General features: G+C 37.6%; 34 protein-coding genes. 18 read left to right on the top strand and 16 right to left on the bottom strand.

The window, feature by feature from the left end:
- Positions 1-21: 21 nt before the first annotated feature.
- Positions 22-1,404: a PLP-dependent aminotransferase family protein gene (locus AAJG31_RS04405; RefSeq protein ID WP_279494664.1), complete on the bottom strand. Its 1,383-nt coding sequence runs from the start codon at positions 1,402-1,404 to the stop codon at positions 22-24.
- A gap of 110 nt (positions 1,405-1,514) precedes the next feature.
- Here AAJG31_RS04405 and AAJG31_RS04400 point away from each other — a divergent pair, with 110 nt between their 5' ends.
- Positions 1,515-1,955: a GNAT family N-acetyltransferase gene (locus AAJG31_RS04400; protein ID WP_259948926.1), complete on the top strand. Its 441-nt coding sequence runs from the start codon at positions 1,515-1,517 to the stop codon at positions 1,953-1,955.
- A 73-nt stretch (positions 1,956-2,028) separates the two neighbouring features.
- On the opposite strand, the gene AAJG31_RS04395 is transcribed toward AAJG31_RS04400, so the two are convergent.
- Complete coding sequence (locus tag AAJG31_RS04395) at positions 2,029-2,721, bottom strand: class I SAM-dependent methyltransferase (protein WP_066037488.1); 693 nt, start codon at positions 2,719-2,721, stop codon at positions 2,029-2,031.
- A 232-nt stretch (positions 2,722-2,953) separates the two neighbouring features.
- Between AAJG31_RS04395 and AAJG31_RS04390 the strand changes: the two genes are divergently transcribed.
- The 5 genes from AAJG31_RS04390 to AAJG31_RS04370 all read left to right on the top strand — a co-directional run bounded on the left by AAJG31_RS04390 (position 2,954) and on the right by AAJG31_RS04370 (position 5,683).
- Positions 2,954-3,556, top strand: coding sequence for a CPBP family intramembrane glutamic endopeptidase (locus AAJG31_RS04390; protein WP_004228915.1), 603 nt, complete (start codon positions 2,954-2,956; stop codon positions 3,554-3,556).
- A gap of 72 nt (positions 3,557-3,628) precedes the next feature.
- On the top strand, positions 3,629-3,814 hold the full coding sequence (locus AAJG31_RS04385; RefSeq protein WP_048390683.1) for a hypothetical protein: 186 nt from the start codon (positions 3,629-3,631) through the stop codon (positions 3,812-3,814).
- Positions 3,807-3,974, top strand: coding sequence for a hypothetical protein (locus AAJG31_RS04380; RefSeq protein ID WP_016993359.1), 168 nt, complete (start codon positions 3,807-3,809; stop codon positions 3,972-3,974). The genes AAJG31_RS04385 and AAJG31_RS04380 overlap by 8 nt, the downstream gene beginning before the upstream one ends.
- 8 nt (positions 3,975-3,982) lie before the next feature.
- A complete protein-coding gene (locus AAJG31_RS04375) occupies positions 3,983-4,615 on the top strand; it encodes a hypothetical protein (protein WP_131519892.1) in 633 nt (210 codons plus the stop codon).
- An 81-nt stretch (positions 4,616-4,696) separates the two neighbouring features.
- Positions 4,697-5,683, top strand: coding sequence for a YafY family protein (locus tag AAJG31_RS04370; RefSeq protein ID WP_279494668.1), 987 nt, complete (start codon positions 4,697-4,699; stop codon positions 5,681-5,683).
- 130 nt (positions 5,684-5,813) lie between these two features.
- Here AAJG31_RS04370 and AAJG31_RS04365 read toward each other — a convergent pair whose 3' ends face one another.
- A complete protein-coding gene (locus AAJG31_RS04365; protein WP_279494669.1) occupies positions 5,814-7,163 on the bottom strand; it encodes an IS1182 family transposase in 1,350 nt (449 codons plus the stop codon).
- Positions 7,164-7,499: 336 nt separating this feature from the next.
- On the opposite strand from AAJG31_RS04365, the gene AAJG31_RS04360 reads away from it, so the two are divergent.
- Positions 7,500-8,129: a type 1 glutamine amidotransferase family protein gene (locus tag AAJG31_RS04360; RefSeq protein ID WP_066037491.1), complete on the top strand. Its 630-nt coding sequence runs from the start codon at positions 7,500-7,502 to the stop codon at positions 8,127-8,129.
- A 54-nt stretch (positions 8,130-8,183) separates the two neighbouring features.
- On the opposite strand, the gene AAJG31_RS04355 is transcribed toward AAJG31_RS04360, so the two are convergent.
- Positions 8,184-8,681 carry a hypothetical protein gene (locus tag AAJG31_RS04355; RefSeq protein WP_066037492.1) on the bottom strand — a complete coding sequence of 166 codons (498 nt, stop codon included), beginning with the start codon at positions 8,679-8,681 and terminating at the stop codon, positions 8,184-8,186.
- 93 nt (positions 8,682-8,774) lie between these two features.
- Between AAJG31_RS04355 and AAJG31_RS04350 the strand changes: the two genes are divergently transcribed.
- Positions 8,775-9,515, top strand: coding sequence for a sulfite exporter TauE/SafE family protein (locus AAJG31_RS04350; RefSeq protein WP_279494671.1), 741 nt, complete (start codon positions 8,775-8,777; stop codon positions 9,513-9,515).
- 12 nt (positions 9,516-9,527) lie between these two features.
- Positions 9,528-10,484, top strand: coding sequence for a PD-(D/E)XK nuclease family protein (locus tag AAJG31_RS04345; protein ID WP_341715419.1), 957 nt, complete (start codon positions 9,528-9,530; stop codon positions 10,482-10,484).
- A gap of 339 nt (positions 10,485-10,823) precedes the next feature.
- Here AAJG31_RS04345 and AAJG31_RS04340 read toward each other — a convergent pair whose 3' ends face one another.
- Positions 10,824-11,033, bottom strand: a complete 210-nt coding sequence (locus tag AAJG31_RS04340; RefSeq protein ID WP_345803571.1) for a hypothetical protein — start codon at positions 11,031-11,033, stop codon at positions 10,824-10,826.
- 303 nt (positions 11,034-11,336) lie between these two features.
- The gene (locus AAJG31_RS04335; protein WP_250783401.1) at positions 11,337-11,516 is read right to left on the bottom strand and encodes a hypothetical protein; all 180 of its coding nucleotides are present in this window, start codon (positions 11,514-11,516) and stop codon (positions 11,337-11,339) included.
- 1,400 nt (positions 11,517-12,916) lie between these two features.
- Between AAJG31_RS04335 and AAJG31_RS04330 the strand changes: the two genes are divergently transcribed.
- A complete protein-coding gene (locus tag AAJG31_RS04330; RefSeq protein ID WP_066037497.1) occupies positions 12,917-13,549 on the top strand; it encodes a hypothetical protein in 633 nt (210 codons plus the stop codon).
- A gap of 51 nt (positions 13,550-13,600) precedes the next feature.
- Complete coding sequence (locus tag AAJG31_RS04325) at positions 13,601-14,143, top strand: hypothetical protein (RefSeq protein WP_225340902.1); 543 nt, start codon at positions 13,601-13,603, stop codon at positions 14,141-14,143.
- Between the two features lie 187 nt (positions 14,144-14,330).
- On the opposite strand, the gene AAJG31_RS04320 is transcribed toward AAJG31_RS04325, so the two are convergent.
- Positions 14,331-14,564 carry a DUF3923 family protein gene (locus AAJG31_RS04320; protein WP_259949182.1) on the bottom strand — a complete coding sequence of 78 codons (234 nt, stop codon included), beginning with the start codon at positions 14,562-14,564 and terminating at the stop codon, positions 14,331-14,333.
- Positions 14,565-14,788: 224 nt separating this feature from the next.
- Here AAJG31_RS04320 and AAJG31_RS04315 point away from each other — a divergent pair, with 224 nt between their 5' ends.
- From AAJG31_RS04315 to AAJG31_RS04305, 3 genes are all read left to right on the top strand, one after another.
- Positions 14,789-15,442 carry a hypothetical protein gene (locus tag AAJG31_RS04315; protein ID WP_269898648.1) on the top strand — a complete coding sequence of 218 codons (654 nt, stop codon included), beginning with the start codon at positions 14,789-14,791 and terminating at the stop codon, positions 15,440-15,442.
- 126 nt (positions 15,443-15,568) lie between these two features.
- A complete protein-coding gene (locus AAJG31_RS04310) occupies positions 15,569-15,721 on the top strand; it encodes a hypothetical protein (RefSeq protein ID WP_167444836.1) in 153 nt (50 codons plus the stop codon).
- Between the two features lie 179 nt (positions 15,722-15,900).
- On the top strand, positions 15,901-17,061 hold the full coding sequence (locus tag AAJG31_RS04305; RefSeq protein ID WP_279494674.1) for an MFS transporter: 1,161 nt from the start codon (positions 15,901-15,903) through the stop codon (positions 17,059-17,061).
- A 66-nt stretch (positions 17,062-17,127) separates the two neighbouring features.
- Here AAJG31_RS04305 and AAJG31_RS04300 read toward each other — a convergent pair whose 3' ends face one another.
- The 4 genes from AAJG31_RS04300 to AAJG31_RS04285 all read right to left on the bottom strand — a co-directional run bounded on the left by AAJG31_RS04300 (position 17,128) and on the right by AAJG31_RS04285 (position 20,184).
- The gene (locus tag AAJG31_RS04300; RefSeq protein WP_048390551.1) at positions 17,128-17,475 is read right to left on the bottom strand and encodes a glyoxalase/bleomycin resistance/dioxygenase family protein; all 348 of its coding nucleotides are present in this window, start codon (positions 17,473-17,475) and stop codon (positions 17,128-17,130) included.
- 107 nt (positions 17,476-17,582) lie between these two features.
- A complete protein-coding gene (locus tag AAJG31_RS04295; RefSeq protein WP_279494675.1) occupies positions 17,583-18,749 on the bottom strand; it encodes a Ger(x)C family spore germination protein in 1,167 nt (388 codons plus the stop codon).
- Between the two features lie 130 nt (positions 18,750-18,879).
- On the bottom strand, positions 18,880-19,125 hold the full coding sequence (locus AAJG31_RS04290; RefSeq protein WP_004228871.1) for a YkuS family protein: 246 nt from the start codon (positions 19,123-19,125) through the stop codon (positions 18,880-18,882).
- Positions 19,126-19,206: 81 nt separating this feature from the next.
- Positions 19,207-20,184, bottom strand: coding sequence for an arginine deiminase family protein (locus AAJG31_RS04285; RefSeq protein ID WP_279494676.1), 978 nt, complete (start codon positions 20,182-20,184; stop codon positions 19,207-19,209).
- A gap of 118 nt (positions 20,185-20,302) precedes the next feature.
- On the opposite strand from AAJG31_RS04285, the gene AAJG31_RS04280 reads away from it, so the two are divergent.
- Positions 20,303-20,500, top strand: a complete 198-nt coding sequence (locus AAJG31_RS04280) for a transmembrane Fragile-X-F protein (RefSeq protein WP_054548795.1) — start codon at positions 20,303-20,305, stop codon at positions 20,498-20,500.
- A 136-nt stretch (positions 20,501-20,636) separates the two neighbouring features.
- Here AAJG31_RS04280 and AAJG31_RS04275 read toward each other — a convergent pair whose 3' ends face one another.
- Positions 20,637-21,212 carry a TIGR00730 family Rossman fold protein gene (locus AAJG31_RS04275; protein ID WP_279494677.1) on the bottom strand — a complete coding sequence of 192 codons (576 nt, stop codon included), beginning with the start codon at positions 21,210-21,212 and terminating at the stop codon, positions 20,637-20,639.
- Positions 21,213-21,291: 79 nt separating this feature from the next.
- Here AAJG31_RS04275 and AAJG31_RS04270 point away from each other — a divergent pair, with 79 nt between their 5' ends.
- A complete protein-coding gene (locus AAJG31_RS04270) occupies positions 21,292-21,609 on the top strand; it encodes a MazG-like family protein (protein WP_279496320.1) in 318 nt (105 codons plus the stop codon).
- Positions 21,610-21,619: 10 nt separating this feature from the next.
- The gene (locus AAJG31_RS04265) at positions 21,620-22,069 is read left to right on the top strand and encodes a GNAT family N-acetyltransferase (protein ID WP_279494678.1); all 450 of its coding nucleotides are present in this window, start codon (positions 21,620-21,622) and stop codon (positions 22,067-22,069) included.
- Between the two features lie 27 nt (positions 22,070-22,096).
- On the opposite strand, the gene AAJG31_RS04260 is transcribed toward AAJG31_RS04265, so the two are convergent.
- Complete coding sequence (locus tag AAJG31_RS04260) at positions 22,097-22,549, bottom strand: NUDIX domain-containing protein (protein ID WP_054548793.1); 453 nt, start codon at positions 22,547-22,549, stop codon at positions 22,097-22,099.
- A 95-nt stretch (positions 22,550-22,644) separates the two neighbouring features.
- Here AAJG31_RS04260 and AAJG31_RS04255 point away from each other — a divergent pair, with 95 nt between their 5' ends.
- Positions 22,645-23,145 (top strand): hypothetical protein, encoded by a 501-nt coding sequence (locus AAJG31_RS04255; protein ID WP_227744841.1) that lies wholly within the window; start codon positions 22,645-22,647, stop codon positions 23,143-23,145.
- Between the two features lie 288 nt (positions 23,146-23,433).
- Here the strand turns inward: AAJG31_RS04255 and AAJG31_RS04250 are convergent, their stop codons facing one another.
- The 3 genes from AAJG31_RS04250 to AAJG31_RS04240 form a co-directional block, all read right to left on the bottom strand.
- Positions 23,434-24,138 carry a Fic family protein gene (locus tag AAJG31_RS04250; RefSeq protein ID WP_048390571.1) on the bottom strand — a complete coding sequence of 235 codons (705 nt, stop codon included), beginning with the start codon at positions 24,136-24,138 and terminating at the stop codon, positions 23,434-23,436.
- A gap of 3 nt (positions 24,139-24,141) precedes the next feature.
- Positions 24,142-24,327 carry an antitoxin VbhA family protein gene (locus AAJG31_RS04245; protein WP_048390572.1) on the bottom strand — a complete coding sequence of 62 codons (186 nt, stop codon included), beginning with the start codon at positions 24,325-24,327 and terminating at the stop codon, positions 24,142-24,144.
- Between the two features lie 304 nt (positions 24,328-24,631).
- Positions 24,632-25,804, bottom strand: coding sequence for a multidrug effflux MFS transporter (locus AAJG31_RS04240; RefSeq protein ID WP_279496322.1), 1,173 nt, complete (start codon positions 25,802-25,804; stop codon positions 24,632-24,634).
- Between the last annotated feature and the right edge of the window lie 117 nt (positions 25,805-25,921).

Here is a 25,921-nt window from a genome sequence, read left to right as displayed (position 1 = left end):
TAAGAGCCGTAACGTTGAAGGTTATGGCTGCCACGCCTCTTTTAACAGCTCGATGCCCAGCTTGATTTCTTCCAACGCTAATTTACTAAAGCCTAATTGCAGCATTGGTTCCTCATTTTTTTGATGGATAAAAAAGGGGCTTGTCGGATAAACCTTCACACCGTAAGTCGCCGCCTGTTGGATCAGCTGCTGCTCAGAAAGTGGAGACTTTATCTTCACTAATACATAGAGTCCTGATTGCTCACCTAACACGGTTATTTGCTGACCAAAATGTCGTTGTAGCTCCTGTACAAGGTGCTGCATTTTTTGTTTATAGGTCAAACGCATTCGTTTAATATGGCGTGTCCATTCCCCCTGCGCCATAAATTGGGCCATTGTGCGTTGATGGAGGGACGAAGCATTTTGTTCAAAATGAGCAAAACGCTCTTTATAGGGCTGAACAAGTGCATTTGGTAGCACCATATAGCTTAAACGCACACCTGGTAAAAACGATTTAGAGAAGGTGCCGAGATAGATTACCCTTGATGAGTCGATGGAAGCAAGGGCAGGAAATGGCTGTTGCGTATAGCGAAACTCTCCATCATAATCATCCTCTAGAATATAACCATCGACTTGTTGAGCCCATTGTATTAAGGTCTGTCGCTGCTGAATAGACATGGACACACCGTATGGGAAATGATGTGACGGGGTGACATACATTAAGCGTGATTGACAGTTTTGGAGTATGTCAAGTTGAGCTCCTGTTTCCATTACAGGTAGTGACTCTATTTCGAAGTGATGTAACTGGAAGGCTTCCCGTGCACCATCATAGCCAGGGTCTTCCAAAAGAATGCTTGGGAAAGATTCTTTTAGTAAAAATCCAAGATACAAGAGCATTTGCTGTGTGCTACTACCAATAACGATATTGTCGCTCGTTGTATAAACCCCTCTTGCTTGCAGTAAATATTGCACAAGCTGCTCCTTTAGCACTGATTCTCCAAACAGTTCTCCATATTCGTAACAGGTTGATTCCTGTAATACTTGATTGGCAATTTGGCGCCATGTTTTCATGGGAAAATGTTGCTGATCGACAGCCCCAGCGCGAAAATCTACAAGATAGGATGCAGCCTTCTTTTTTGGCTGTGTCGTAGGGGGCTGTTCCTGCTCCTTTAGAAAAACCTGCTCTAGTGCATTGACGAAATAGCCTTTTCGTCCCTCCCCACGTATATATCCTTCTGCTACAAGCTGTTCATAAGCGGTTAATGTAGTATTACGACTGACCTGTAAAGTATCTGCAAGTTTTCGTATAGAGGGCAGGGAATCATCTGTTTGAAGTGAACCTTGCATAATAAGTGCTTTAATTTGCTGGTACACTTGCTTATATTTTGCCTCTTTTTCTGTTAATAGAAAGATAAAATCGTCCATAAGGCACCACCTTGACATGTTAAAATGTTTGGAACTGTTTCTTTTGAAATGTCAGATTATTTACTACCATCATACTAGAAGGACAATCAAAAGGAAATGGAGATTAAAATATGAAAATTTGTATGGTGACACAGCAAACGATGAGAGACGTAGTCCCATTATTTAATGCCTATCGTGAATTTTATGGACAATCATCTGATTTACAGCAAGCTGAGCAGTTTATACAGGAGCGAGTAATGGGAGCAGAGTCTATTATTTTCCTGGCATATTTGGAGGAGGAGCCAGTTGGATTTGCACAATTGTTTCCAGTCTTTTCATCCGTAGCTATGAAACGAGCGTTTCTCTTAAATGATTTATTTGTGGCGAAACAAGCCAGAAAACAAGGTGTAGCACAGGCGTTGATGGAGCAATGCTATATCTATTGTCAGCAGGAAGATGCTCGTTACATGATGCTAGAAACTGCCAGAGATAATGTCCAAGCACAGAAGCTCTATGAAAAAATGGGCATGACGATTGATGAAACTGTTTATTATTACAGTATTTATTGGTAATTTTTTTCGATGTGACTATAAATCTAAGTTTCAGCCCCCACCATTGATTGTGACTATGGTGGGGGCATTGTGGTTATGCGTGGCTCATCCATCCTGCGAAGAGACCTGAGGAGAAAAAGCGGGTAATATTTTGAAAGCCCGCTTCACTTAATAGCTGTTGGATTTCTTGATCGGAGAGGAAGGAAATATTCATGATGCCCTTGCCCATGCTATCTACCTTTTCTTTTGTATAGCCGGCCTCTAAAAAGTAGCTTTGCCATATTTTGATGCGATCTTGTAGCTCGTCACTTTCTCGTTCTCCGTAGGCACAAGCGAGGACAAAGGGCTTTCCAGGTTTTAATTGCTTGTGAATATTTTGCAGTAGATGGAGTTTCTCCTGTCGATCTTCAATAAAATGAAGAACTAGGATACAGCTTGCCGCATCGAATTTCGGTGTTGATTGGGGTAAGCGCTCAATTGTTCCTTGTAGTAGCTGAACGCGACTTTCAATATCCAGTTGCACGGCTTTATGTTGTGCAATTTGGAGCATTTCCTCAGATGGATCAACCCCAGTGAACATCCATTTAGGGTTTGTTGGTCCCCATGCAGAAAGCTCGTTGCCCCCACCAGCTCCTACAACAAGCAGGGATGCTTCTTGTTCTCCTAAATGCATGCGGAAATAGGCTTGTGTCACGGCAAATAATGTGTCATAGGCAGGCACTGAAATTCTTGTGCTGTGCTCATATGTTTGTGCCTTTTCTAATAAATGTGTAGGTAATGTACGCATTGTGATAGCCTCCAGTGTTTTATCATCTCTATTACAGACCTTTAATATCTGTAATAGAGTATAAATGAAAATAACTGAAAAGACAAAGGAGAAGCCCTTTGACTTCGTTTTTTTATTGTAAAACATTTAATAATTAACAATAAAGATAAATAATTTAATGTTTATCGTTAAATAACTATTGAAAAAAATGGCACTTTCTTCTATGCTTGTAGTAAACAGGAGGGGAAATAAGATGATGAATAGTTTAATCAGTGCCATTTTGCAAGTGATGTTATTTTCAGTGATTCCGTTTATTTGGTGGCTTTGTACAGCGAGAAAAAAACAGCCCTTTTTAACGTGGATAGGATTGCAAAAGCCTATTATTGTGCACAAGGGAAGGTATGCTATGTACATTGTACTTTCTACTTTCACGATGTTAATACCGAGCTTTGCGCTAGTCTTTTTCTATATTGATCGCTCCTTGCTAGCGGCGAATCAATTCGCGGGACTTGGAGCTGCTGCCGTCATTCCAGCACTTTTCTACGCTATTATTCAAACAGGTTTATCAGAGGAGCTATTATTTCGCGGCTTTTTATTAAAGAGATTGATGAAGATTTTTGATTTTCAAGTAGCAAATCTCTTGCAAAGTATTGTTTTTGGCTGTGTTCATGGGGCCATGCTATGGTCGGTGCTTCCGCTTCATGTAATCTTATTAGTTGTGCTTACTACAGCGCTTGCTGGCTATGTGATGGGCTGGGTGAACGAACGAATTGCTGGAGGTTCCATTGTCACTAGCTGGAGTATCCATAGTATTGTAAATTTCATAGCGGCGTGCTTGTATATGTTTAAATTTTGACTTATTTGCATTTCTTTGCTGTCACTTGCATAATAGGGCAGAGAAGATTTTTTCGTGAAGGGACGTGCAAGCATGACAGAGTGGCCTAAGGGAGTAGCAAAACCAGCAATTCGCGCATTACATGCAGCGGGCTATACAGAATTGAAGCAGCTAGAAAGAGTTGAGCTTTCTACATTAGCTCATCTTCATGGAATGGGTCCAAAAGCTTTAGCAGCGATTGAGGCGGCACTAAAGGAAAGTAGGGAACTTCGTGAATAAGCTGACATTGTTTTTACTGGCGATGGTTGTCTATTATATCCTCGTTGTAGTCGTTATTAGCAAGCTGTTTATTATTCCTATTATGAAAGTGATGGCTCTTATCTTTTTTATAGGGGCAGGCTATATCTTTTCTCGTAAAATGCGTAGGAAATTACAGTAGGAGGTAATATGAAAATTGTTAAATTAACATTCTTTTATTTAGCTATTATTTTATTGGCATTGACGCTGTCCTTAGCGGGTGTTCGTCTATCCATCTCTCTTGGGATATTTGCATTAATTGCGGTAGGGATGATTTATCGCCATATACATATTTTATATCGCACAAACAATATGGAGCAGGTGGATAAATGGGTTAAAAATCACCGAAAAGAGCCTATATTTGCTGCTCTCTATGCATCAGCTTACGGGACAAAAGAGGAACAGATTCAGGCAATCGATGTCATCATTCATCATTATAAGCAGCCAGCCATTAAGTACAATTACCTCTTTATTAAGGCCATTATGGAGGAGAATCTTGGTGCTGCTAAAGTAGCCGCAAGACAAATTGATAAGGAGCCTTTAACTAGCTATGCACTATGCTATATTGCTGCGCTGGAAGGTCGAGCGGCCGATATGAGAAGTGATAAACTAACACAGCCGTGGATGCAACCTGCAATTGAAGCGGTCTATGCCTGTACAATAAAGGATCAGGCTAATTTCCGCCAATTCGCGGATGCCAGCATCCAACAAGCACGTGGCATACAGAAATACGGTTTAATACATAATTTTAAGCAAATGGAAGATGAATTGGTAAAGGCATAATGGAAGGGCTACTTGATAACAGTATCAGGTAGCCTGATTTTGTGTCAGAAATCATAAATTAATTCAATGAGGTGAAAATGTTTGTCTAAAATGGATCATATGATGCAGATTTTATGGATGTTGAATTCAGGTAGGAAAATTACCGCGAAAGAAATCGCTGAAAAATTAGAGATTAATATCAGATCCGTTTACCGCTATATTAACTCACTTTCTGCCAGTGGTGTGCCGATTATAGCTGAAACAGGTCATCATGGAGGATATACCCTGTTGAATAATTTTATTAAAAGTCCTCTTATTTTTGATGTTGATGAGAAAGCGGCATTACTTCATGCTTCTATTTTTGCAAAAGAAGCTGGCTATTTTTTAGATGAGGCATTAAACAGTGCAACAGCAAAGCTTACAATGTTTTCAAATCAAGAGCAAGAAAAAATGATTCAACAGCATTTACAAGGTTTCGAGATAATCGGTCTTGATGAATCCTCCTTGGAGCCACTATTAAAAAATTTAGAAGAGAGTATAGTAAAGAGAACATCTATAGAGATGGAATACCATACTAATAATGAAGAGCAATCTAAGTCTAGGGTGGTTAATCCATATGGTTTGGTTTATTGGAAACAAAACTGGTATGTCGTTGCATTTTGTCATGTAAGAAATGAAATCCGTACTTTTAAAGTAGGCCGAATTAGTAGTCTGCATCAAACAGGCATTCCCTTCCAACGACCACAATCTTTCTCTGCCAGTGATTTTTTTATGAAAAGCCTTTTTCCTCAAGTCGAAGATAAACAGAACCTAGTGCCCTTCATCATTTGTGGAAAGTCAAGTGCTGTGGATGCGATCAGTCAGCATTGGTTTTTAAAGTATCACCTCCAAGAACGCACCAATAAGAACGCTATATTTTTAGTAGATGAGGAAGCATTACATACCTATGTACCCTATTTACTTTTTCCCTATGGAAAATCAATCCAAGTAGTAGAACCCATAAGTCTAAAGCAAAAGATAATTGACGTTCTATATGAGCTCATTCATTTTTATGAAAATGAAAACTTTACTGACGGAGAATGTCAGTAAAGTCAGACTGTAGACAAAAGCCCTCGAGAAGTTCACTCTCGAGGGCTTTTATCATTTTTCTTCCTATGTCGTCCTGATATTTGGTAATAGATTACCAAATCCAACATACTCTTCGAGCATAGTTGCTCTCTTAAGCTACTTGCCACGTCCAAGTAGCCAGTTTCTTTAAATTCATGGCAGCAAAAGTAAGCATCGCTTGCATGGACAATTTTTTTATACCTCTTAAGGTTGTCCATCGCATACCATGCTTTTCCTTTGCATCGGCAAAGACACGCTCAATCGTTTCTTTGCGCTTTGCATAGATTTGTTTGATGTCATAGGAATGGCGTAAATGTTCAGCTTCCTCCACATACGACTCCCAGATATGGCGTTGAATGAGTTTTTGATGATGCTTACTTTCTGTACATTGGGAAAGGCTTGGACACTTCGCACAAATCAAAGGATTCGATTTATATTGCCGATATCCTTCTTTCGTCGTTGTTGCATACTTCAATATCTGCCCTTGTGGGCAAAGATAACAATTATAGTGCTCGTCATATATATACTCATGCTTTCGGAAGAAACCATCTTTCGTTTTAGGACGTGTATACGGAAGAACAGGCAACATTTGATTCTCTAATAAAAAGTTCGTAATGGCTGGTGTTTTATAGGCTGCATCTGCCGCAACAGCGATTGGTTTTTGAACGTTTTGAATGACTCTTTCAACAAGTGGCTGCAATACATGGCTATCGTGCACATTTCCCGGAGTCACAATGGCACCTAAGACAAAGCCCTTTTCATCTGTCGCTGCATGAAAAGAATACGCAAACTGTTTCGTACGTTCATCCTTCACGTAATACCCACTTTCAGGATCTGTCGTGCTTTCCTTTATTTCTTTCCATTCTTCTTTTTCAAATTTCTCCGGGGAAAAGGGCTTTTTTCCGTGTTCCTCACGATCAATATTTAACTCTAATTGAAGTTTCTCTTCATAAGCCCGTGTTTCTTTTCGCACAACTTTTTTATCATACTTTCGTTTATTCGCACTCGCTTTCACATGCGTAGAATCGATAAATAAATGGTCTGCATGGAGGAGTCCTTGATGCATAATCTCTTTTAATATACGATAGAATATCTGCTCAAATATATCAGTGTCTTGAAAGCGACGGACATAATTTTTACCGAAGGTAGAGAAATGCGGGACTTCTGTATGGAAGCCAAACCCTAAAAACCAACGATACGCCATATTCGTTTCAATTTCTTTGATGGTTTGACGCATGGACCGTATACCAAAAACGTACTGAATAAACGTCATTTTAAAGAGAACAACAGGATCAATACTAGGGCGTCCTTTAGCAGAGTAGAGGTTTTCTACTAAAGGATAGATAAATGAAAAATCAATAGCCGCCTCTAGTTTTCGTACTAAATGATCTTGGGGAACTAATTGATCAATCGTTAGCATTTCTAATTGTTCACGTTCATTGATTTGATTTTTCGTCATCATGGTTGATCACCTCGAAAGTGTACTTTTTATCAATAGATGAATAAGGAATTCTTTATGTAGAAGTTGATTGGAACGAAGGGTGGCGACTCCTGCGGGAAAAGCGGGAAAGTCGAGATCCTGGACTAAGCGAAGCGAGGGAAGCAGCTCGACCCCGCCCGCGGAAAGCGTCCGCCCGTAGTGGAAATCAACGGCTTTACTTTATTTTATTGTAAAAGAAAAAAGACTGTAGGCAAACTCAAAATTCATTGAGTTTGTCTACAGTCTGACTTTACTGACGGAGAATGTCAGTAAAGTTTTTTTATACTAAGCATAGTTTCAATAAAAGGAGTGTTTATTATGCAGACAAGAAAAGTGTATCTTTATGTATTTGATACGATGGCAGATTGGGAGATAGGGTATTTAATGGCCGAATTAAATACAGGTAGATATTTTAAAAAGGGGTTAGAGCCTTTAGAGGTGATGACAGTAGGGATTGATAGAAGTCCTGTTACGACGATGGGTGGCATCACCATACTTCCAACGATGGCCGTTGCTGAATGTCACTTGAATAGCATGGATGTCTTGATTCTTCCAGGAGGCAATACATGGCTAGAATCTATTCATGAGCCTGTATTGAATAAAGTCTCAAAAGCGTTGAATGAAGATGTTTTCGTAGCTGCAATTTGTGGTGCAACGTTTGGTCTTGCAAAGGTTGGTTTGCTTGATACAAGACAACATACGAGCAACGATCTCGAATACTTGAAGATGCTTTGTCAACATTATATTGGGGATGAACATTTTAAACAGAAGCCAGCCGTAACTGAAGGGAATTTAGTAACGGCATCTGGCATTGCACCGTTGGATTTTGCCTACCATGTTTTGAGGCTGCTCGATGTTTTTACACCTGAAACATTACATGCTTGGTATAAGCTTTATGAGACGCAGGAGAAAAAATATTTTTATGAATTAATGACATCCATTGAATAATAATTAGTCTAAGAAGAGCATGTTCATTGTTAAAACATGCTCTCTTTTTTTACATTAACTTTTTTTAGCCAACAAAATGCCTCGCACAATCCCTATCATGAAGATGCCAAATAACAGCAGTAAAAATAAGTAAGCATGCCATTGTTGTAAAATACGTTCACGACCTAGAGCTACCGTCAGGTCATTGAATAGGGAGTAGGTAAAATACAATAGAATACTATTTTTGATGAGACAAAACGTAAGGATGCCATTTTGTCGCTGTTTATGGGAGAGAGGTGCTTTATTTTTACGCATCACAGGATAAGCTGCCTTTATCTCTAAATAGTGTAAAAGTAGAAAGAGCATAAGAGCGACAAAGGGTAAATAAAAAATAGCAATTTTCGGACCGAATTGGGCATGTTCACTCGTGAAGCTTTGCAAGACAGGAATCATGGCAGGGAGCTTGCCGTATTGAATGAGTGTCGCTGTAATGCCAGCTAGAAAAATAGTCGCCACAATAACCGTTAACTGGTGACAAAAGCGTGGTGTAGGTGTTTTTTGTTGTATATGCATCCTTGCTCCTCATTTCCATCATCATTGATAATAACAATCTGTTATACTGTATCATAGAATGATTGCTTTTTGTGTTAGGGAAAGAAGGATATTATGGAATACTTGTTGTTTTTACTTATTGGCATCATTGGGAATGTCATTGGTACGTTAGTTGGGGGTGGTGGCTTAATTACCTTGCCAACGATGATGCTAATGGGTGTACCCGTCCATTCGGCTATTGGCGCAAATAAAGTGTCCAATATGGTGAGTGCTTTTTTAAGCTTTTATACAATTTATCAACGTAAGGAATTAGCATGGAACGAAATGCGTTCGGTGTTACTTGTCTCTTTAATCGGAGGTACATTGGGGGGACTTTTCGCTTCATTCATGAGTAGTCAATCATTAACGTTCATTGCTATTATTTTACTTGGCTTTGCGCTTGTCATGTCCTTTATGGGTGGAGCTGATTTTGGCGACAAGGAACGTTTTACGATGAATCGAAAAAACGGTCCTATCCTTCTTGGAGTTGGCTTTTATGACGGTATGTTTGGTCCAGGCAGTAGTACATTGGCGCTTTATACATATGCACATGAGAAGATTTCCTATATTAAAGCCGTGGGGCTATCACGGGTAGGGGTATTTGCAATGTGCTCAGGAGCAGCGATTACCTATATTGCTACAGGGAAAATCGAATGGCCGTTAACGCTTATTTTAATGATTGGCTCGACGATTGGTGCACAAATTGGGCTTGTGCTAGCCAGAAAAGTGAAAGCACATCAGGTAAAGCTTTTACTGCGTATTGTAACGATTGTGCTGATTATACAGCTTGTTTATGATTTCATCCATCAGCTTTAGGAGGTGATTGTCCTGTTTGAAATTTCACCCTATCCAACCTTTTCGTGGTCGTTATCGCGTCATAAAACATTGACAAGCTGTGCCCGCAAATACGGCTATGAATATTACTTTTCACATAACGGGTGGCTCAGTTACAATGTGGAGCCATATCATCAACAGGTGTATCGCTTAAAAAAGCTGCAATCGATGCCTATTTTATTTGGGCAAATTGTCCATCGATACATTGAGCAGGCCATTAATGATTATTTACAAACAGGAAAAGCTCCAACAGTAGAGGAGCTAATTCAATTGGGGCGCGGGCAGCTGAATGCAGCCTTTATTGACTCCACTCGTCGTCTTGAATTTTGGAGGCAAAAACCAAACAAGTTTTATATGATGCAGGAAATCTATTACCATGGCACCCTTTCTCCTGAGCTTGTGCAAGACTATAAAGAACGTTTACGACTTGTTTTTAATCATTTTTTGATGAGTGAAACATTCCAGCAAATCACCTCACAAAAAGGCTCTCTCCGTATCGGAGAACCAGAGCAATTCCGCTCCATGAAAATAGAAGATGTCCAGGTATTCGTTGTTATGGACTTTCATTATTATGATGAATTGAGGGATAAATGGATTATTGTTGACTGGAAGACCGGTGGAGAATCTGATGATGACCGTCAGCAATTAGCCCTCTACGCGTACTATGTTCAGCAAAAATACCGTGTGTCTCTAGCGCAAATCGAGGTCTATAATGAATATTTATTAACAGGCAAGCGCAAGAAATATAGTTTTACAGACATGGATATGGAGAATATTTTGTATACGTTTCAGCGCAGTGTTTTAGAAATGAAAAAGTATCAGGCTGATATTTTTTCCAACGAGCCCGTGGACATCGAGGACTTTGAACAAACACAAGAAAAATGGCATTGTCGTGGCTGTAATTTTAGGGAGTTATGTGCGCAGAAATATGATGAAAAATTGAGCAAGTGACCAAAAAGTCATCGAAATGGTCGCTTGCTTCATTTTTATCCTTTTTGGTTAAATGACTATATGTGTTGATTGTCATTTTTATATCAGAGTGACCGAGTTGCTCCTGTATGATCTTAAAATTTACATACCGACTGACCATAAATGAGGCATATGAATGTCGTAATGCGTGAAAATTCAACTTTGGTAAACTGTACTTTTCAATAATTCTTCTCCAAGCAAGATTTATAGCAGCAGGTTTTGATGGATTACCATCTGATTTTTTGTAAAGTTTAAGTTTAAGGGAGTTCCATCATCATCTTTTATCAGATTCCAAGCATCACTCTTTTCATTTTTTAGTTCCTAATAGCCATCAACAAATAACTTTAGTTCACGCATCAAACTCTTTGGGACGTTAACTAATCGAGGCTTTTTGTTTTTTGGGGGTAAAATTTTTAGTTTTCTAACTTCAATATCAAATTGAAGGGTTTTGTCTACATAGATAGTATTATTTTCAAAATCAAAAGATTCCACACATAATCCTGCTATTTCTGCTAGTCGTAGTCCAACCATTGCTGCCAACTTAATCTGGAGCTTGAGTTTAGGATTTACGTTTTCTAATACTCTGAAAAGATGTTTTAACTGTTCTTCGTTGTAAAATTCTAAGTCCTTCTTTTTAGGTTCCAAACGAGAAGATTTAATGTTTGTCCATAGGATTATCTTTAATTAATTTCCATTCAATCCCTTTAGAGAAGATGCTTTTTAAAACAGTATATTGTCCTTTTGCTTCACTAGGACATCTTTCTCTCCATCTTTTTAGACATTCTACTAGATATAGGGTTTAGATGTTAGAATGTTTATAGTCACCTAAATCCTCTATAATACATTGATCAATAAAATTTGCAAATTTAATATTTTCAACTTTTCATCTTCTTTATTTAATACTTCGATTTCAAAATCTGTAATAGCTTCCTTTATTGCATATTGCACGATCAGACATGGATTTCGTACGTATGGTTTTAGTATATCTAAGTCGTTTACCAGTGTCTTCATCATACCCATGTTCAACAGTAACTTTTATTCGAGGTTCTCCTTTCTTGGTAGGTGGTAAAACTACATATAAATCCTACTTACTCTTGTACCCTTCAAGAGCTTCATCTAAAAAGTCTTCAGTTACGTTAAGAAAATCAGCTAGCTCATAACGATTCACTATTTGTAATTTATGAGCTTGTATTATTTTTGAAAAGGAAACAAGTATCATGTATCCCAATCCACGTGCTCTCAACTCTTGTGGAAACTCTGTTCCGCCACCATTTGCCGAAGCATTTGTATGAGCAAATTTACCTGAGATGTGTGCAACTAGCAGTAGATACGCAATGAATATTTGATAAATTTTGTAGAGAAGGGAGAATGGAAATGAACAACATAGTTATCCACGAATTAAGGAGGAAGTTGCAGCTATTTTAAAACAATCACCAGCAGAGCCCACATTTGAAGATACAGTTATAGAAGGAAAAGAAAGACGTTATACAATAATTAATGAGCTTGATGTTGAAAAGTATTTAAACATTGGAGAGCGACAAGAACTAGCGATTGTGTTAGTTAGGATCTCCAAAACATTAAGAATGGGATAAACCGTTGGGAAAGAGTTGCAGATTTTCCTTAGAGTTAATGAACAATATGCTATTTCTTTTCATATTTTTTACTATCCCATGCCCAATTTAAAAAAGCATAAACAATTACTGCCCATAAAGAAAAGAAGAGATTATTAAGAAAATCCCAATTACCTTTTTTGAAATAATCCGAAACAGATAAAAGTAAAAAAAGTATAACGAAGTAAACAATATTCAAGTATTTTCTGATAAATGTCATTAGAATCACCTTAATATGTATTTTGTGTAAATTATAACATAAAAAGTCTTAGTGATTTGTGACTTAATGCTTCTAGCCAATGATGACTACTACCAAAACCTAAAACGCATCATCAAGACTGTGGAAGACCTATACAACGAGTTAGGTGAGGATATGCATACCATTGTAGATATGCGTTACTGGATACAGATGACTGTTATGAATGCGAGGACATAGCCGATAAGCTTATATTTCACGTCATAAGGTATTGTGTAAACGTAACATTTTAATAGATAAAACAGCAGAAAGTATTGGTTGGGTTTAAAATTTATTTCATTTCATTTGTATTTTTTAACACTACTAAAGTCATGTTTTATTATAAATTAAATATTATTATAGTAGAATCTTGATTTGAAAAAATAGATGATTCAATATAAGAACCTTCATCATTAAAGAATGGAGGTTCTTTGGCAATGAATTGGTGATTTAACACTTTATAAATTGTAACTATTTGTCATTTAATAAAAGGTAATTAAATACTATTTAAGTTTATTTTGTAAAATTATACAATTGCGGTGTACCCAGAAAAATAAAGGAGTGGAAAAATGAAGAAATTTAGCGGATTATTGATAGTTTTATTTATGACTATATTAGTAATTCCTGTAACAGCAAAAGCTAACGATGATATTTTATCGGAGTTAGTAAAAAAAGAGGCACAAGATTACTGTGGTGTTTACACTCTAAGTCCAATGGACGGTTTTGAACCTATAGAAGTGCCTGAAGGCGAAATTCCAACTGATGAAATAAACTTTGCTGAAGAGAACGAGGCAATGAAAGCAGCGTCACCGATGAAAGATCAGGTGGCAACATCATCCTCTGGTTCAAAGATTGTAATGCCAGCAGCTAAAACTAGAAATTACGGTTATTGTCATATTTATGAGTATCATATGAAGTTTTCTAAGGGGAAAATAAAATATGAAACTCAAGTAAACAATGAATGGAAATCACAATTCAAATATGCTTATTATCCAGCAAAATCTATGGATATCGCAATGGAAGTAATAAATGGAACAGACGAACTGTTAAAAGATCCTACAGTTAAAGATCGTTATACAAAAGAATTTATTTCGTTTAAAGAAGGACAAAGAGTTAGGGTTGCAATTCAAAAAGGGAGTTCATGGTCAGGGTCATATTCAAAGTATGATTGGATTATTGTATCAATGTTCCCTGTATTCTAAATGTGTGTTATAATCTATATTATGGAAATTTTTAAAGAAAGTGACTATGGTATGGAAAATAATAAAATTATACAAAATGTGAAACAAACTATTTCTGGGATTGAAATTGGGTATTTTACCACTGCCAAAAACTATATTTATGATGAGTATTTTAAATATTTTAATGATGATGATAAAGAAACTAAAAAATATGCATTATTAATTTTTACATGCATGTTAGGCAACTGGTTTAATAAGTCTACTTTTGTCTTTAAACCTGAAAAGGAACGTTTAAAATACAACAATGAAAAAGGAACAAAATTTTTTAATTTTGAGGATTATATAACTTCATTGTTAGATAACTATCAAAATATTAAACAAGAATTTCCTTATATGTTTGAGATTATTGTTGTGTATTTAATTTTGATAGAAAAGGATAAACATATGATTTATGAAGAATGGTTTCCAGAAATTAATCCGGAAATATTTCAAGAACTTAGGGAGAAAATTTTAATTCCCAACAAAAATCTGGTCGATGATTGTCATCCAATAAAATATTTATTTAGAGAAGTTGGAATTAAACCTTTTTTCAAAGGTGATTTTTTTGATGAATAAATACTAAAACCACATTTCAAATGTACAGCACCCCCTAAGTTAGGCCAAAAATCTAACTTTTAGCCTGTAGACCTCGAGGACTTTGAACAAACACAAGAAAAATGGCATTGTCGGGGCTGTAATTTTAGGGAGTTATGTGCATCAAGGTGAAAAAGAAGCGAGTGCTAATATAGCCTCTCGCTTCTTTTTAAGTGATTTTCGTAAAGTGAGTTTTTGTGCTTTTTTTAATAAAGTAAAGAAAAATTAATTGCACAAGTAAAACGATTAGAAACATGATGCCCAAAATAATGAATGAAACCATTTTCACTTCAGGTGTTTGCACAATCCCTGCACCATCAACATTTCTTGCCCCAATAAATACGGCGATGCCAGAAAAGATCAATAACCATACAATATTTACAGCCCACCAAATTATTTTCATACCCAATATGAACCCTCCTTCTTCTTGTAATTCCCCAGGGAGCTTAATTATAGCAATTTACCTTAAATTTGGAAATGCCCTATAGACGGTCCTACATCTCAGCCTACAGACGGATTGACTATTTTTAAAATAGAAGTTTTTCACAGACTTCATTCCTTGTTTAGGGGATATATGGTAAATTTGGTATGTGCATATTATGTATTACCTTAGAAAGGAGGCAGCATATGATGAACAATAAAAAGACGTTTATAGGATCAATCGTTATGTTGGGTATTTGTATGTGTCTGTTTTTTCCGTATCCCTACAATGAAGCGATGATCGCACATACTACATTCATGTCGATTCCCATCGAAACACAGGATGGATACGTGTTACTTGGCATCTTTGGCTCGATTTTATTTATAATTGCTATGATTTTACTACTTAGGAGTATCAACAAATATCATTTTCGAACATTTGTTATTGTAGTATTACTTTATTCATTTTTACCTCATTTGCTTATCATGGCGTATCAAGAAACCTTTGCTAGTGGCATTATGGCCATTTCATACAAAGGGGATGGAGAATGTCGTTTTGATATGGTGAGAAAAGACTTAATGAATGGGGAATGTACCATTGTCCTACATAATCGAAGCAATGAAGCTGTGTCCTTTGATTTACAATTTATCGATACGAATTTTTTTAAAGGCGATAAGCAGATGGATTCACTTATGAATATAGCAGGGCCATATCATGTGACCATCGAGGCCAATCGTGAAAAAGCTATTCATCTAAAGGAATTACTCGATTTAACAAATGTTCCTAATCATATTGAGGGAGGTAGCTCCTCCAAGGTGCATGTGCAATTAATAGACGGTGACAAGGAAAGAACTTTATAAATAGTCGATGCGGGGAAAATATTTTGCGTTTTATACATAGTTTCAACGTTACATTTGCTTTTGTGGTAAACTTGTATTAAATTATAGTAAGCTATGAATTGATCTTGAGAGAGGAGGCAAAAAGTCATGGAAACTATTTTCAGAAGAACGGCGATTGAGGTAAAGACATTTTTACAATTAGATGATTTAGGCTCAAAGGGACCAGTCTGTGGTTTTTTAAGAAAACAGCATAGTGAAAGTAGTAACCGGAAGCTTTTTGCCTTTGTCAGTCATGTGTGAAAAATGACTTTTTAACCATACAAAGTAATTGGTAGACGCCGGTTTTATGGCGTCTTTTTTGTTGTGATAAAACGGAGAGAGGGTGAGTGAATTGCTAAAAAAACTAAGACAATTAAGGAATGTTGCAGTGTTCCAAGCGCTTCTAATTTAAAAAAATAATTAGAAGCGAGGAATTTACTATGAAAAAACAACCAATTTTTACTTCATCATTTCTTTTTCTATTCATAAGTAATTTTTTTATTTTTATAGGATTTGAAATGCTATTGCCTATTTTACCAGCCTATTTATTAAGCATAAACGCCAATCCGATGCAAGTAGGCTTGGTGACGACGGTATTTACACTAGGTGCCATCACGATAAGACCTTTTGTAGGGTACTATTTAATGGATCATAAGCGGAAAAAACTAGCGATTGTGGCAAGTATAGCCTTACTCATAATTACAATGCTGTATCCATTGCTTAACACGATTTGGATTTTCCTATTACTCCGACTTTTCCATGGAACAGCGTGGGGTGTATCCACGACAGCCAATAGTACAATGGCTGTAGATAGTATCCCTAAAGCTCGATTAGGAGAGGGAATGGGCTATTTCTCGGTATCCACAACCGTGGGAGCGATTGTTGCACCAAGTCTCGGTATCCTTATTTACAGTACCTTTTCTTTTCACACGCTGATTTGGTCGTCAGCCTTCCTAAGCCTATTTGCGATCATAATGCTTTCCTTTGTGCATGCAACGACACCTATTCAAAATGACAAGCAGCCACTTCGGTTTATGGAAGCGATATTTGAAAAAGAAGTAAGGTTTCAGGCAGTATTGACTGTTGTGACGACGCTTGGTTTTGGCGCTATTATTACATTCTTAGTTCTTTTTGGTGAACAAAAGGGATTAAAGGATATTTTTCTATTCTTTCTTATCAACGCAATTGTTTCCACCTTAATACGTCCTTTTACAGGGAAATGGTTTGATAAGCATGGACCATGGTCGATCATTATTGTGTCAGCGATTTTCGGTTTTCTATCTTTAATCGTGTTATCCTATACTACAAATAATTTCACATTGATTATCGCCGCGATTTTATTTGGTGCAGGCTATGGCACCGTTATGCCGTGCCTACAAACCTGGGCTGTTCAAAAAGTAAGTGAAGCCAAAAGTGGTGCAGCCAATGCCACTTTTCTTTCCAGTTTTGATGTTGGAGTTGGTATGAGCGCATTTATCTTAGGAATTTTAGCTGAATGGATAAGTATAGAAATGATTTTCCGACTTGTTAGCCTTAGCTTTCTTCTTGTCGCTCTGTTAGTCTATCGGGATTACATTCTTAATAACAAAACAAACCATTAATATAGGAAGAAGGACCAGTCTCAAGTGTCTGGTCCTTTTTTCTTTGACTTATAACGCAAGAGTAAACTATTTTTCCCAAAGCTCAATCAGTCGACCTTCTGGATCTTTGATCCAAATAAACTTTCCAAATTCGTTACACTCTAGAGGTTTTGCGAGTGGGACATCAAGATGTTCAAGATGCTTTATCATCTCGTTTACATCATGAACTTGGAAATTTAACATCACTTGCTGTTCTGCTGGAAAATAATTGTCCTGTTCAGTGAAAAAAGAAAAGATCGTTTCATTGCCTTCTTGGGGTTTAATGATTGTCCCATTCCAATCGTTTATTTCTAGCATCAAGGTTTCGCTATACCACTTTTTTACAGAATCTAGATTCTTTGTTCGCCAAAATATACCTCCAAAGCCTTTTATCATCGCCTCGATCTCCTGTCTGTTTAACGTTTCCTCATCTTTTCCATTACTATAGCATGACAAGATGGCCATAAGAAAGAGACCATGCCATTTTGGATGGTCTCTACCTATTATTCGGTAATCGTTTCTGCAAATGTTTTACGGCCAGGGCTTACTTTATTAATATGAATATCGATTTTACTGATGGAATCTTTGCTTAAAGGAATTTTGCCATCCTTCTCTAATCTCTTCCAAGCCTTTACATTACTACGATAGAGATATTCGGATAGACGAAAGACATCCGCATCCATTTTTAGTCCTTCCTCAAAGGTAGTTAGGATTTCTTCCTTGACGGCTTTTTCTACTTTTTTTCTTACCTGATTGGGTGTCAGCTTTCCTTTAAAACCATTTAAAATCGTATCGAATTTTAAATTTACCTCAAACTTTACATCATTACCTTTCACAATTGGCTTGACTTTAACATCTAGCTTTTTAATATCGACGGTTAAGTAATCACTTTTTTCATTATTTTCTAATTCGACGGTGATTTCTCCTTGCTTTGTTTCATCATTCATCCACTCTATTCCACGTGCAGATTTGCCTTTAATATAGCCTTTAAAACTATCCTTTGAAAGAATACCAACGCCAGCAAAAAAGGTTTCTGTTTTGGGGCCATCCATTGTCTCCCAGTTTTCGTTGACGGTTACATAAGGAATTTTCATTTCGTGGTTGGGCTCATTTAAGCCTATGACGAGCTGTCTTAAATTAACGGGCTCTACAAATGACTCCTGCTTCGCTGTATTTTTAGGATTACTTAATTTGGCGGCAGTTGGTGATTTCTCTAACAATGGAGAAACTAATAAAACATCCTCGATAGGATCTTGGGTACAGTAAACCCAAATATGATATCTGGTCTCCCGAAAGCGTAAAAAAGTGTCAATAACCGCAATCGCATTTTCATCTTTCATAGCACTCTCTGAGAAGAGAAGAAAGGTCATATGTCCCCAAAATACTTCTTGGTCCATTGAACGATACAATTTGTAGATGGCTTCTTCTATTGTCTTCCCCTTCGCTTGGCCAATTTCGGTAGGTGCAGCTTCGGGATTAGCTGATTCTGTTTTCGCTACGTTAGCAAAGTTGATAATTTGTAAGTATGCTGTATATTCATTATCCTTATAGTCAACCCCCACACCTTGTGCGTAATACATGCGTTGCGGCTCTGTTACATCCCAACAGCCTGATAGCAGTAGTGTAGTCGTCAGCATTAAAATAACAATCGCAATTTGTTTTTGGCTCATATATCTCCCTACTTTTTGAAGTTCGTGTATATTAGTTTGTACAATAACGCAAGGTATTATAAGTAGAGACCATTTGTATGTAGGAAAGTGCTGCTCTCGTCAAAATGACGTAGAGACAGCACAAATGATTTTAGTGGAAATATTTTTGGACGCGTTCAACGACCTCGTTTGCCGATAGTCCATTCGCATCAATCACAGGACCTTCCATAACTGGGTCACTAATTCCCATGACATCGCGATCCTGACCTGTAATAATACAAGCATCACATTTTTTCGCATCCTCTTCATTGCGAAGCTGGATGACTTCAAAGCCTTGTGCTTTTAAAGCATCTTCGATATTCGTTAATGATTGTTCCACACCAATAATTCTAGACATTTCTTGTCCACCTCCTACAAATAATGTGCCATTTCAGGTTGCTCATTATTCATACTATTTTTTAGTGGGGAGAGATAATTTCTAGAGATCCGTGCGTAATAGGGGTTGTGTACTACATCTAAAAGAACCGCCAAAGCTTCGAGAAATCGTAAAATCAACATATTCTACGGTGATACCTCTCTTCGCTAGTTGCTCGCCAATCCATGTAAATTCTTTGTCTGTAATATAGACTTCTTCATTAATAGGTAAGCCGTTAGTAGCAAGTTTTGCGGCATCCTCTAGGGAAACGTGAATTTTATCCCAATCTTTTAGCTGTTTGGGAATACCATCAATGAGTGCTTCCTCGCAGACAATCATTAGACCCTCTCTAACGAGGCTAAGCGCACAGTCGAGATGAAGAATGGTTGGATGAAGCGGCACTTCGACCACCGTATAATCAAAGTTACTCGCTAAATTACGCAGCCACTGCACACCATTTTTATTGGAGGCTAGTCCTGAATTCCCGACAAAAATCGTTTTATCTAACACTAACACATCGCCGCCCTCTAAGAACGGGCCAGCTTCAGAATCAAAACCATCTGCCATATCAGGCTTTGGAATGGAGACATAGAAGCATTGATTTTCATTTGCTTCCTGTGCTAAAAGATTACGTACGGGCAAAACTTCGTTGCGTCTATGTGGGAATCGAAGGGAGCCCTCGATTAAAAAATGGCCGATAGTGAAAAAGGGATCGCGAACGAAGAAATTGCTATAGCCATCTTCTTTTCCTACTTCTTTTTCATAGTCTGTTAAACGTCTTGGTACTTGTACTTCTACCCCGTATTTTTCTAATACCTTTTTTAAATTTGCTCGTTCCAATTCCCATTGCTGCTGTCTTTCTGGAAAGACATCTTTAAAATTTTTACCGAGTGTATCTACGCTTGCATAAAGTGCTAGTGTTTCTTCTGTTAAAAATTCATCATCTGTTGGAGCCTCCTTAGCTGGAAAAGCAAATTCCGATTGCGCCATGACAACTCGTTTTAAAGGAGCAAACTCACTTTTTACAAAAATATTCGTCATCTTACTGCCTCCTGTTGTATGATTTAGAAAAAGTAGTGAAAATTTTTCCTGTAATGTTCCTTATCGTAAGATATATAGTTACTATATAGTCAAGGATGGGCTGTAAGGTGGTGAAATGATGGGCATTGCAGAAGTGTTGACCATTGTCTTTGTCGTATTAAAGCTAACAAATGTCATTACATGGTCGTGGTGGCTGGTATTATTACCAGCGATTCTTTCATTTAGTCTGTATGCCATTATTGGGCTGGTGAAGCTTGGGATGGTATTGATTGCTGTGGTAGCAGTGAAAAGGCGGGAAAAGAAAGCAGAATTATGAAATCATAGTAGCCAAATTCTAGTAATCAGAACAATCAGGTCCTTCTTTTGTTTCGCATAGTCATGTAGGATCGTATTGGAGATTAGAGCATGAAAAAGGTGAGGATAGTCCAATTAGGTCCACCCTCACCATTTTATTATTTGCTTAATTCATAAGTTTTCACAGCTGGAGGAACAAAGCTTTCACATTTATCTAATAGTGCTGCTGCGTCCTCATCAACAATAAGTGCATCACGATATTGTGCTTTTAAAAATTGTTCATTTTGCATATGGTCAAAGAAAGATATTAATAAATCAAAATAGTTTTCCATATTGAAAATAGCACAAGGTTTTTGAAGCAGCCCGATTTGATTCCACGTAAATACTTCAAAAAATTCCTCTAATGTTCCAGATCCACCAGGAAGGGCAATAAAGCCATCTGCTAATTCCATCATTTTACTTTTACGTTCATGCATCGTCTTTACAACAATCAGCTCTGTCAGCTGTTGATGCGCAATTTCACGTTCTTCTAATAATGTCGGAATCACCCCAATGACCTTGCCGCCTTCTTCTAGCACTGTATTCGCTACTGTTGCCATGATGCCTACAGAAGCACCACCATAAATAAGAGTTATTTGTCTTTTGGCTAATTCTTTTCCTAGTAAAATCGCTCCTTGACGATAAGCTTCGGAAGCGCCTAGACTGGATCCGCAAAATACGGCAATACTTTTCATAGCTGATTTCCTCCATATCTGATCGAATTCTTTTATAGTATAATTTATTTTGAAGAGGAAGGAAATGGAGGAAACTGAATTGGAACTAAATGAATTTCAACGCTGGGTAAAGGATTACTATGAAGCACGTGGCTGGTCAGAGCTTAATATTTTTCCACGTATTGGCTTCTTGGCAGAAGAAACAGGTGAGGTAGCCAGGGCGATTCGAGCAATCGAGATTGGTAGAGATCGACCAGATGAAAAAACACAATCCTTTGAAGAAAATAAGCAGGAGCTAATTGAAGAGCTAGGGGATGTCTTAGGAAATCTTATAGTGATTGCCAATCAGTACGATATTCCATTAGAAGAAATATTTGCAGCTCATCAAGACAAGCTGATAAAGCGTTACCAGGAATAGGAGGAGCGAGATGCAATATCAAGTAGAGGTTTTACGGGGACAGCATGAGGATTTTACAAATTTTTTAAGCGAAAAAATTCGTGCCTATAATAATGAGCAATCTCCTTATCATCGCGAAAGTAGAAAGAAGGGTGCGGTTCTTCCTTTACAGTTAATCGTCACAGATCAACAGCAGCAATGGATAGGTGGTATAACAGCTGAAGTCTACTGGGGGTGGATAGAAATACATAAATTTTGGTTTAGTGAAGAATATCGTGGAAAGGGAATTGGCACAAAGCTCTTAGCACAGGCAGAGTTAGTAGCCAAGGACATGGGCGCAACAAAAGCCCTACTGACAACCTACGAGTTTCAAGCGCGTACCTTTTATGAGGCACATGGCTATCAAGTAGTGGGAGAAATTAAAGATTATCCACCAGGCAGTAGCTACTATACCATGGTGAAAGTGCTTCCTCAAGAATAGGCTGTCTAAGGAGATAGACAGCCTATTTTAATTGACATCGCCCAAATAGATTGTTGTTTGTTGTCCTCGTATAAATTTCTGTAATGGTTGGGTAAGCGCTTTGGGGTAAAGTCTATATGTATGAAGCTTTTCAATCGGTATCCATTGTGTCCCAATTTGAAGACTATCAGGATTTGTTGGTTGACAAGTTTGCGTATTTACCTGACAGAGGAAATAATATTCTACCTGATGTACATCAGCGTCAAAGGCGGCATGCTCATGATTTTGTCCGATGTATTCACGGATAAATAACAGCTCTCCAATGTGAACGGAGGAGCCAATTTCCTCCAGGCATTCCCTTTGCAACGTCTTGTGAAAGGTCTCTCCATGCTCCTGTCCACCACCTGGACAAAGGTAAAAGTAGCCCTCTATATCTTGATTTTTTGTTAGCAATAGTTTCCCATCCACGATGATGATGGCTTTGACAGAATTTCTAATCATGGACTTCTTCTTTTAATTGTTATTTTTCGTGATCATGACTAAAACGCTTCATGAATGTCTACCTTAGTAAAAAGGGGAGATGAAGCGTGTATTCAATGTCCAATTTTAAATTACTTGTCGAAAAACAGACCGAAATTGATACCATTTATCAGAAATGTAATGATTTAATTCAATCAACTGTTACGCCAAAGCTAGATGCAGAGGTCGAGCAGTTTTTAATGCTAGTTGAACAGCATTTGACACAGCAAGGCTTTACAATTACGAATACATCAACAGGGTTAATCGCCAATTATCAAGAGGCTGTCATTAATGTAGATAAACATTCAAAGCATTTGGAAGAATGCTTTTTTATCAATTTAAATAGTTATGCTGAGGATCAAGTCTCTATTGTACTAGATATTTCACCGACAATGCTACCAAAAATTTCAAACCAGCTCGATGGCTACACAGATATTATTGAGCAAATGACAGATAAGCTAAAGCAAGCAAAAAGTTTGGAGAAAGCCTGTACAAATCCCAAATTTCTTTATAAAACACAAAGCAATAAAGTTTTCCATACCCCTCAGGAAGTATTGGATTATTATTTTCAAGGATAGGAGAAGCAGCTAGAAAAAACTAGTAGGTGTATAAAAAGTGGAAAATTGATGTTGAGGACTGACCTCAACAGTATAGACAAATAAAAAAATACACCTTCGATTGAATATGGGGTTAAAAACTAAATTTCAATTAGGAGGTGATTTTTCTAAGAGTAATAGGTTTTAAATGAATTAATTGATCCCTATTGCGAAATATATATAAAAAGGATGATGATTCAATTACAAATCACCATCCTTTTTAGCGTATTAAATAAGTAAAACATACTTAATCTGTAAATAAATCATTCCTTAATCCGTTTCAAAGGGCTTTTCTTTATACTTGGAAACATCATAACGCCCAATTACTTGATAATTAGACGTTTCATCGTCAGCCTTGAATTTATTGAAATCAGCTACATCCAGAGCATCTGTCATCATCTTCAATAAATATTGTGGTTCCGGAGCTTCTTCTACTGCTGCAAGAACTAGTGCATTTCGTAAATATCCTGCATACTGTGAGAGCAATTGAGCATTGAAGTCTAGCCTATTTGCTTCAGCAAAAAGCTTCATGAAAATCGATACCGTTCGTGTATTTCCTTCTCGGAAAGGATGAACACGCCAAAGTTTTGTCATAAATGAAGAAAAGTCCTCAACAAGGAGAGGATTAGAATACTTCCATTGCTTAGATTTAGACCAACTGAAAATAGTTTTTAAATCAGATACAATGTGATCTTTATCACTATAAGCAACAGATAATCCACTTAAAACATGTTCGCTTTTATAAATATTGACTGTGCGGAATTCTCCTGCCCATAAATATAGCTCATGAAAAAGGAAGTGATGAATCTTTTGGAGACTTTTATATTTTTGGAAGTCAATCTCATGCGTGATAGAAGAAATATCTATAATCCCAGCGATTAACAGTTGTGCTTCAACGTCAATCAATTGTTGTTCATCTCGAATATTTAATTTGTTGATTAAGACATTTGTATTAGGATAAATATATGGATCCATAAACTACTGTGAAGCCCTTGTATATTTTTCAACAATCGCTTGTTTCAATTGGCTGGATGATACTTGACCATTTTCATATTGGTTTAAGAGGTTCTGTGTAAATGCGCTCGGTTTTCCACCGTCAATGGCAGCCATACCAACTGCGAATTGCACTTGCTTTTTACGTTCTAAGGATGAATTTTCTTTCATAAATAACACCCCTCACTTTAATGGTATATCTATTATATCAGTTTTATGCATCAGGAGATAGTTAGATCACTGCACGATGCCTACTGACATAGTTCAATCTTTGTCATTAAGTATTTACACTTTGAGTGAGAAAATTCAATAGGTGCCAGTGGGAAAAATTTAGAGCTAGGCTATCCTATAATCAAAGTGGGTGAAATTTTACGAAGAGTAAAATTTCACCCACTTTTTCTATTCGGAGAAGAGGTTTTGTTCTAGTCTTTCATCTATCTAAAAGCGATAGCGATTGGAAGCCCGCTTTCTTCCATTATCGAATAAACTTTCTCCCGCAAAGCCACATTATCAAGGATAGACCTAAGAAATAAAGTGGCATTGTCAGTAAAGAACCGTTATGCAGTAAGCTCATACCAGATGTGATGGCACTGACGAGTAAGTAATAGCCGAGACTAAAGATAGCGCCTGCTGTGCCAATCACATCCTGAAAATCTACTAACGCTAAACTTAAGCAATTAGGAAGTGCGATGCCCGAGCCTAGCAGTGTGATAAAAATAGTAATCAGCATACCAATGGCCATCATGCTCGCGTGCAATGGCAGGGTACAAACGATGGTCAAAAGCAAAGTGCCACCAAGCATTACCAAACAGCCAACATGGATGATTTTTTGTGGCGAATGGCTGATGACGAGTCGCTTTGAAATCATAGCCCCAATTATGGAAGCAAGGGCAACGATAATGCCAAGAAATCCGTACAGGCCAGGTGACAGCTGGAAATGCTCGATGAATATAAAGGGTGCTTCGGCATAGTAGCTAAATAGAACACCATTAATGCCTCCTATTAGTAGCCCATAGACAAGCACGATGGGTGAAGCAAAAATGCGTTTGACGACAGGCCAAATCGCTGTTCTTTGTCTTGTTGCAGGATTGGTTGTTTCTGGAAGTCTGCAATAAGCATAGATAAACAACAGGATACTCATGATGACAAGGACACAAAACACGGCTCGAAAGCCTAGTGCTTGATCCACCCAACCACCAATTAACGGCCCTATAGCTGGGGTAAAGGCAATGACGGCTGAAATTTGAGCAAACATAGCATGGCGTTGGCTTCCCGTCACACTTTCACGCAATATGGTTTGCGTAATAATGGAGCCAGTTGCAGCGCCGAATGCTTGTAGCAATCGACTTGCTAATAGAAAAGGGATTGTCTCTGCGTAAAAGCAGAGTAGGCTACCTATTCCATAAAAAATTAAACCACCTAGCATGGCAGGTCTACGGCCAATAAAATCAGAAATCCATCCCCAGCAGAAAACGCCGAACGCAAAGCCAATAAAATAGATGCTTAATGATAATTGGACAGAGCTATTGGCTACATCAAGTGCAGCGGCAATATCCGGGAGTGATGGTGTGTATATTGTTTCACTAATTTGTGGAAAAGCCACAAGAACAATCATTAATAATAAAGATGGTACTGCCTGTTTTTTCAACATATTGCCCTCCTACAAGCAAAATTCTACTTTGTTAGTTACAAGTAGATTGCGTAGCTAGGGAAACGGCGGGACCATTATAAGAATACGTTCATAGGATGTCATGTTGAAATCACC

It is taken from the genome of Lysinibacillus sp. BS3 (assembly GCF_039614735.1).
Taxonomy (GTDB): Bacteria; Bacillota; Bacilli; order Bacillales_A; family Planococcaceae; genus Lysinibacillus; species Lysinibacillus capsici.
This window is presented reverse-complemented; position numbering and strand designations above follow the sequence as displayed.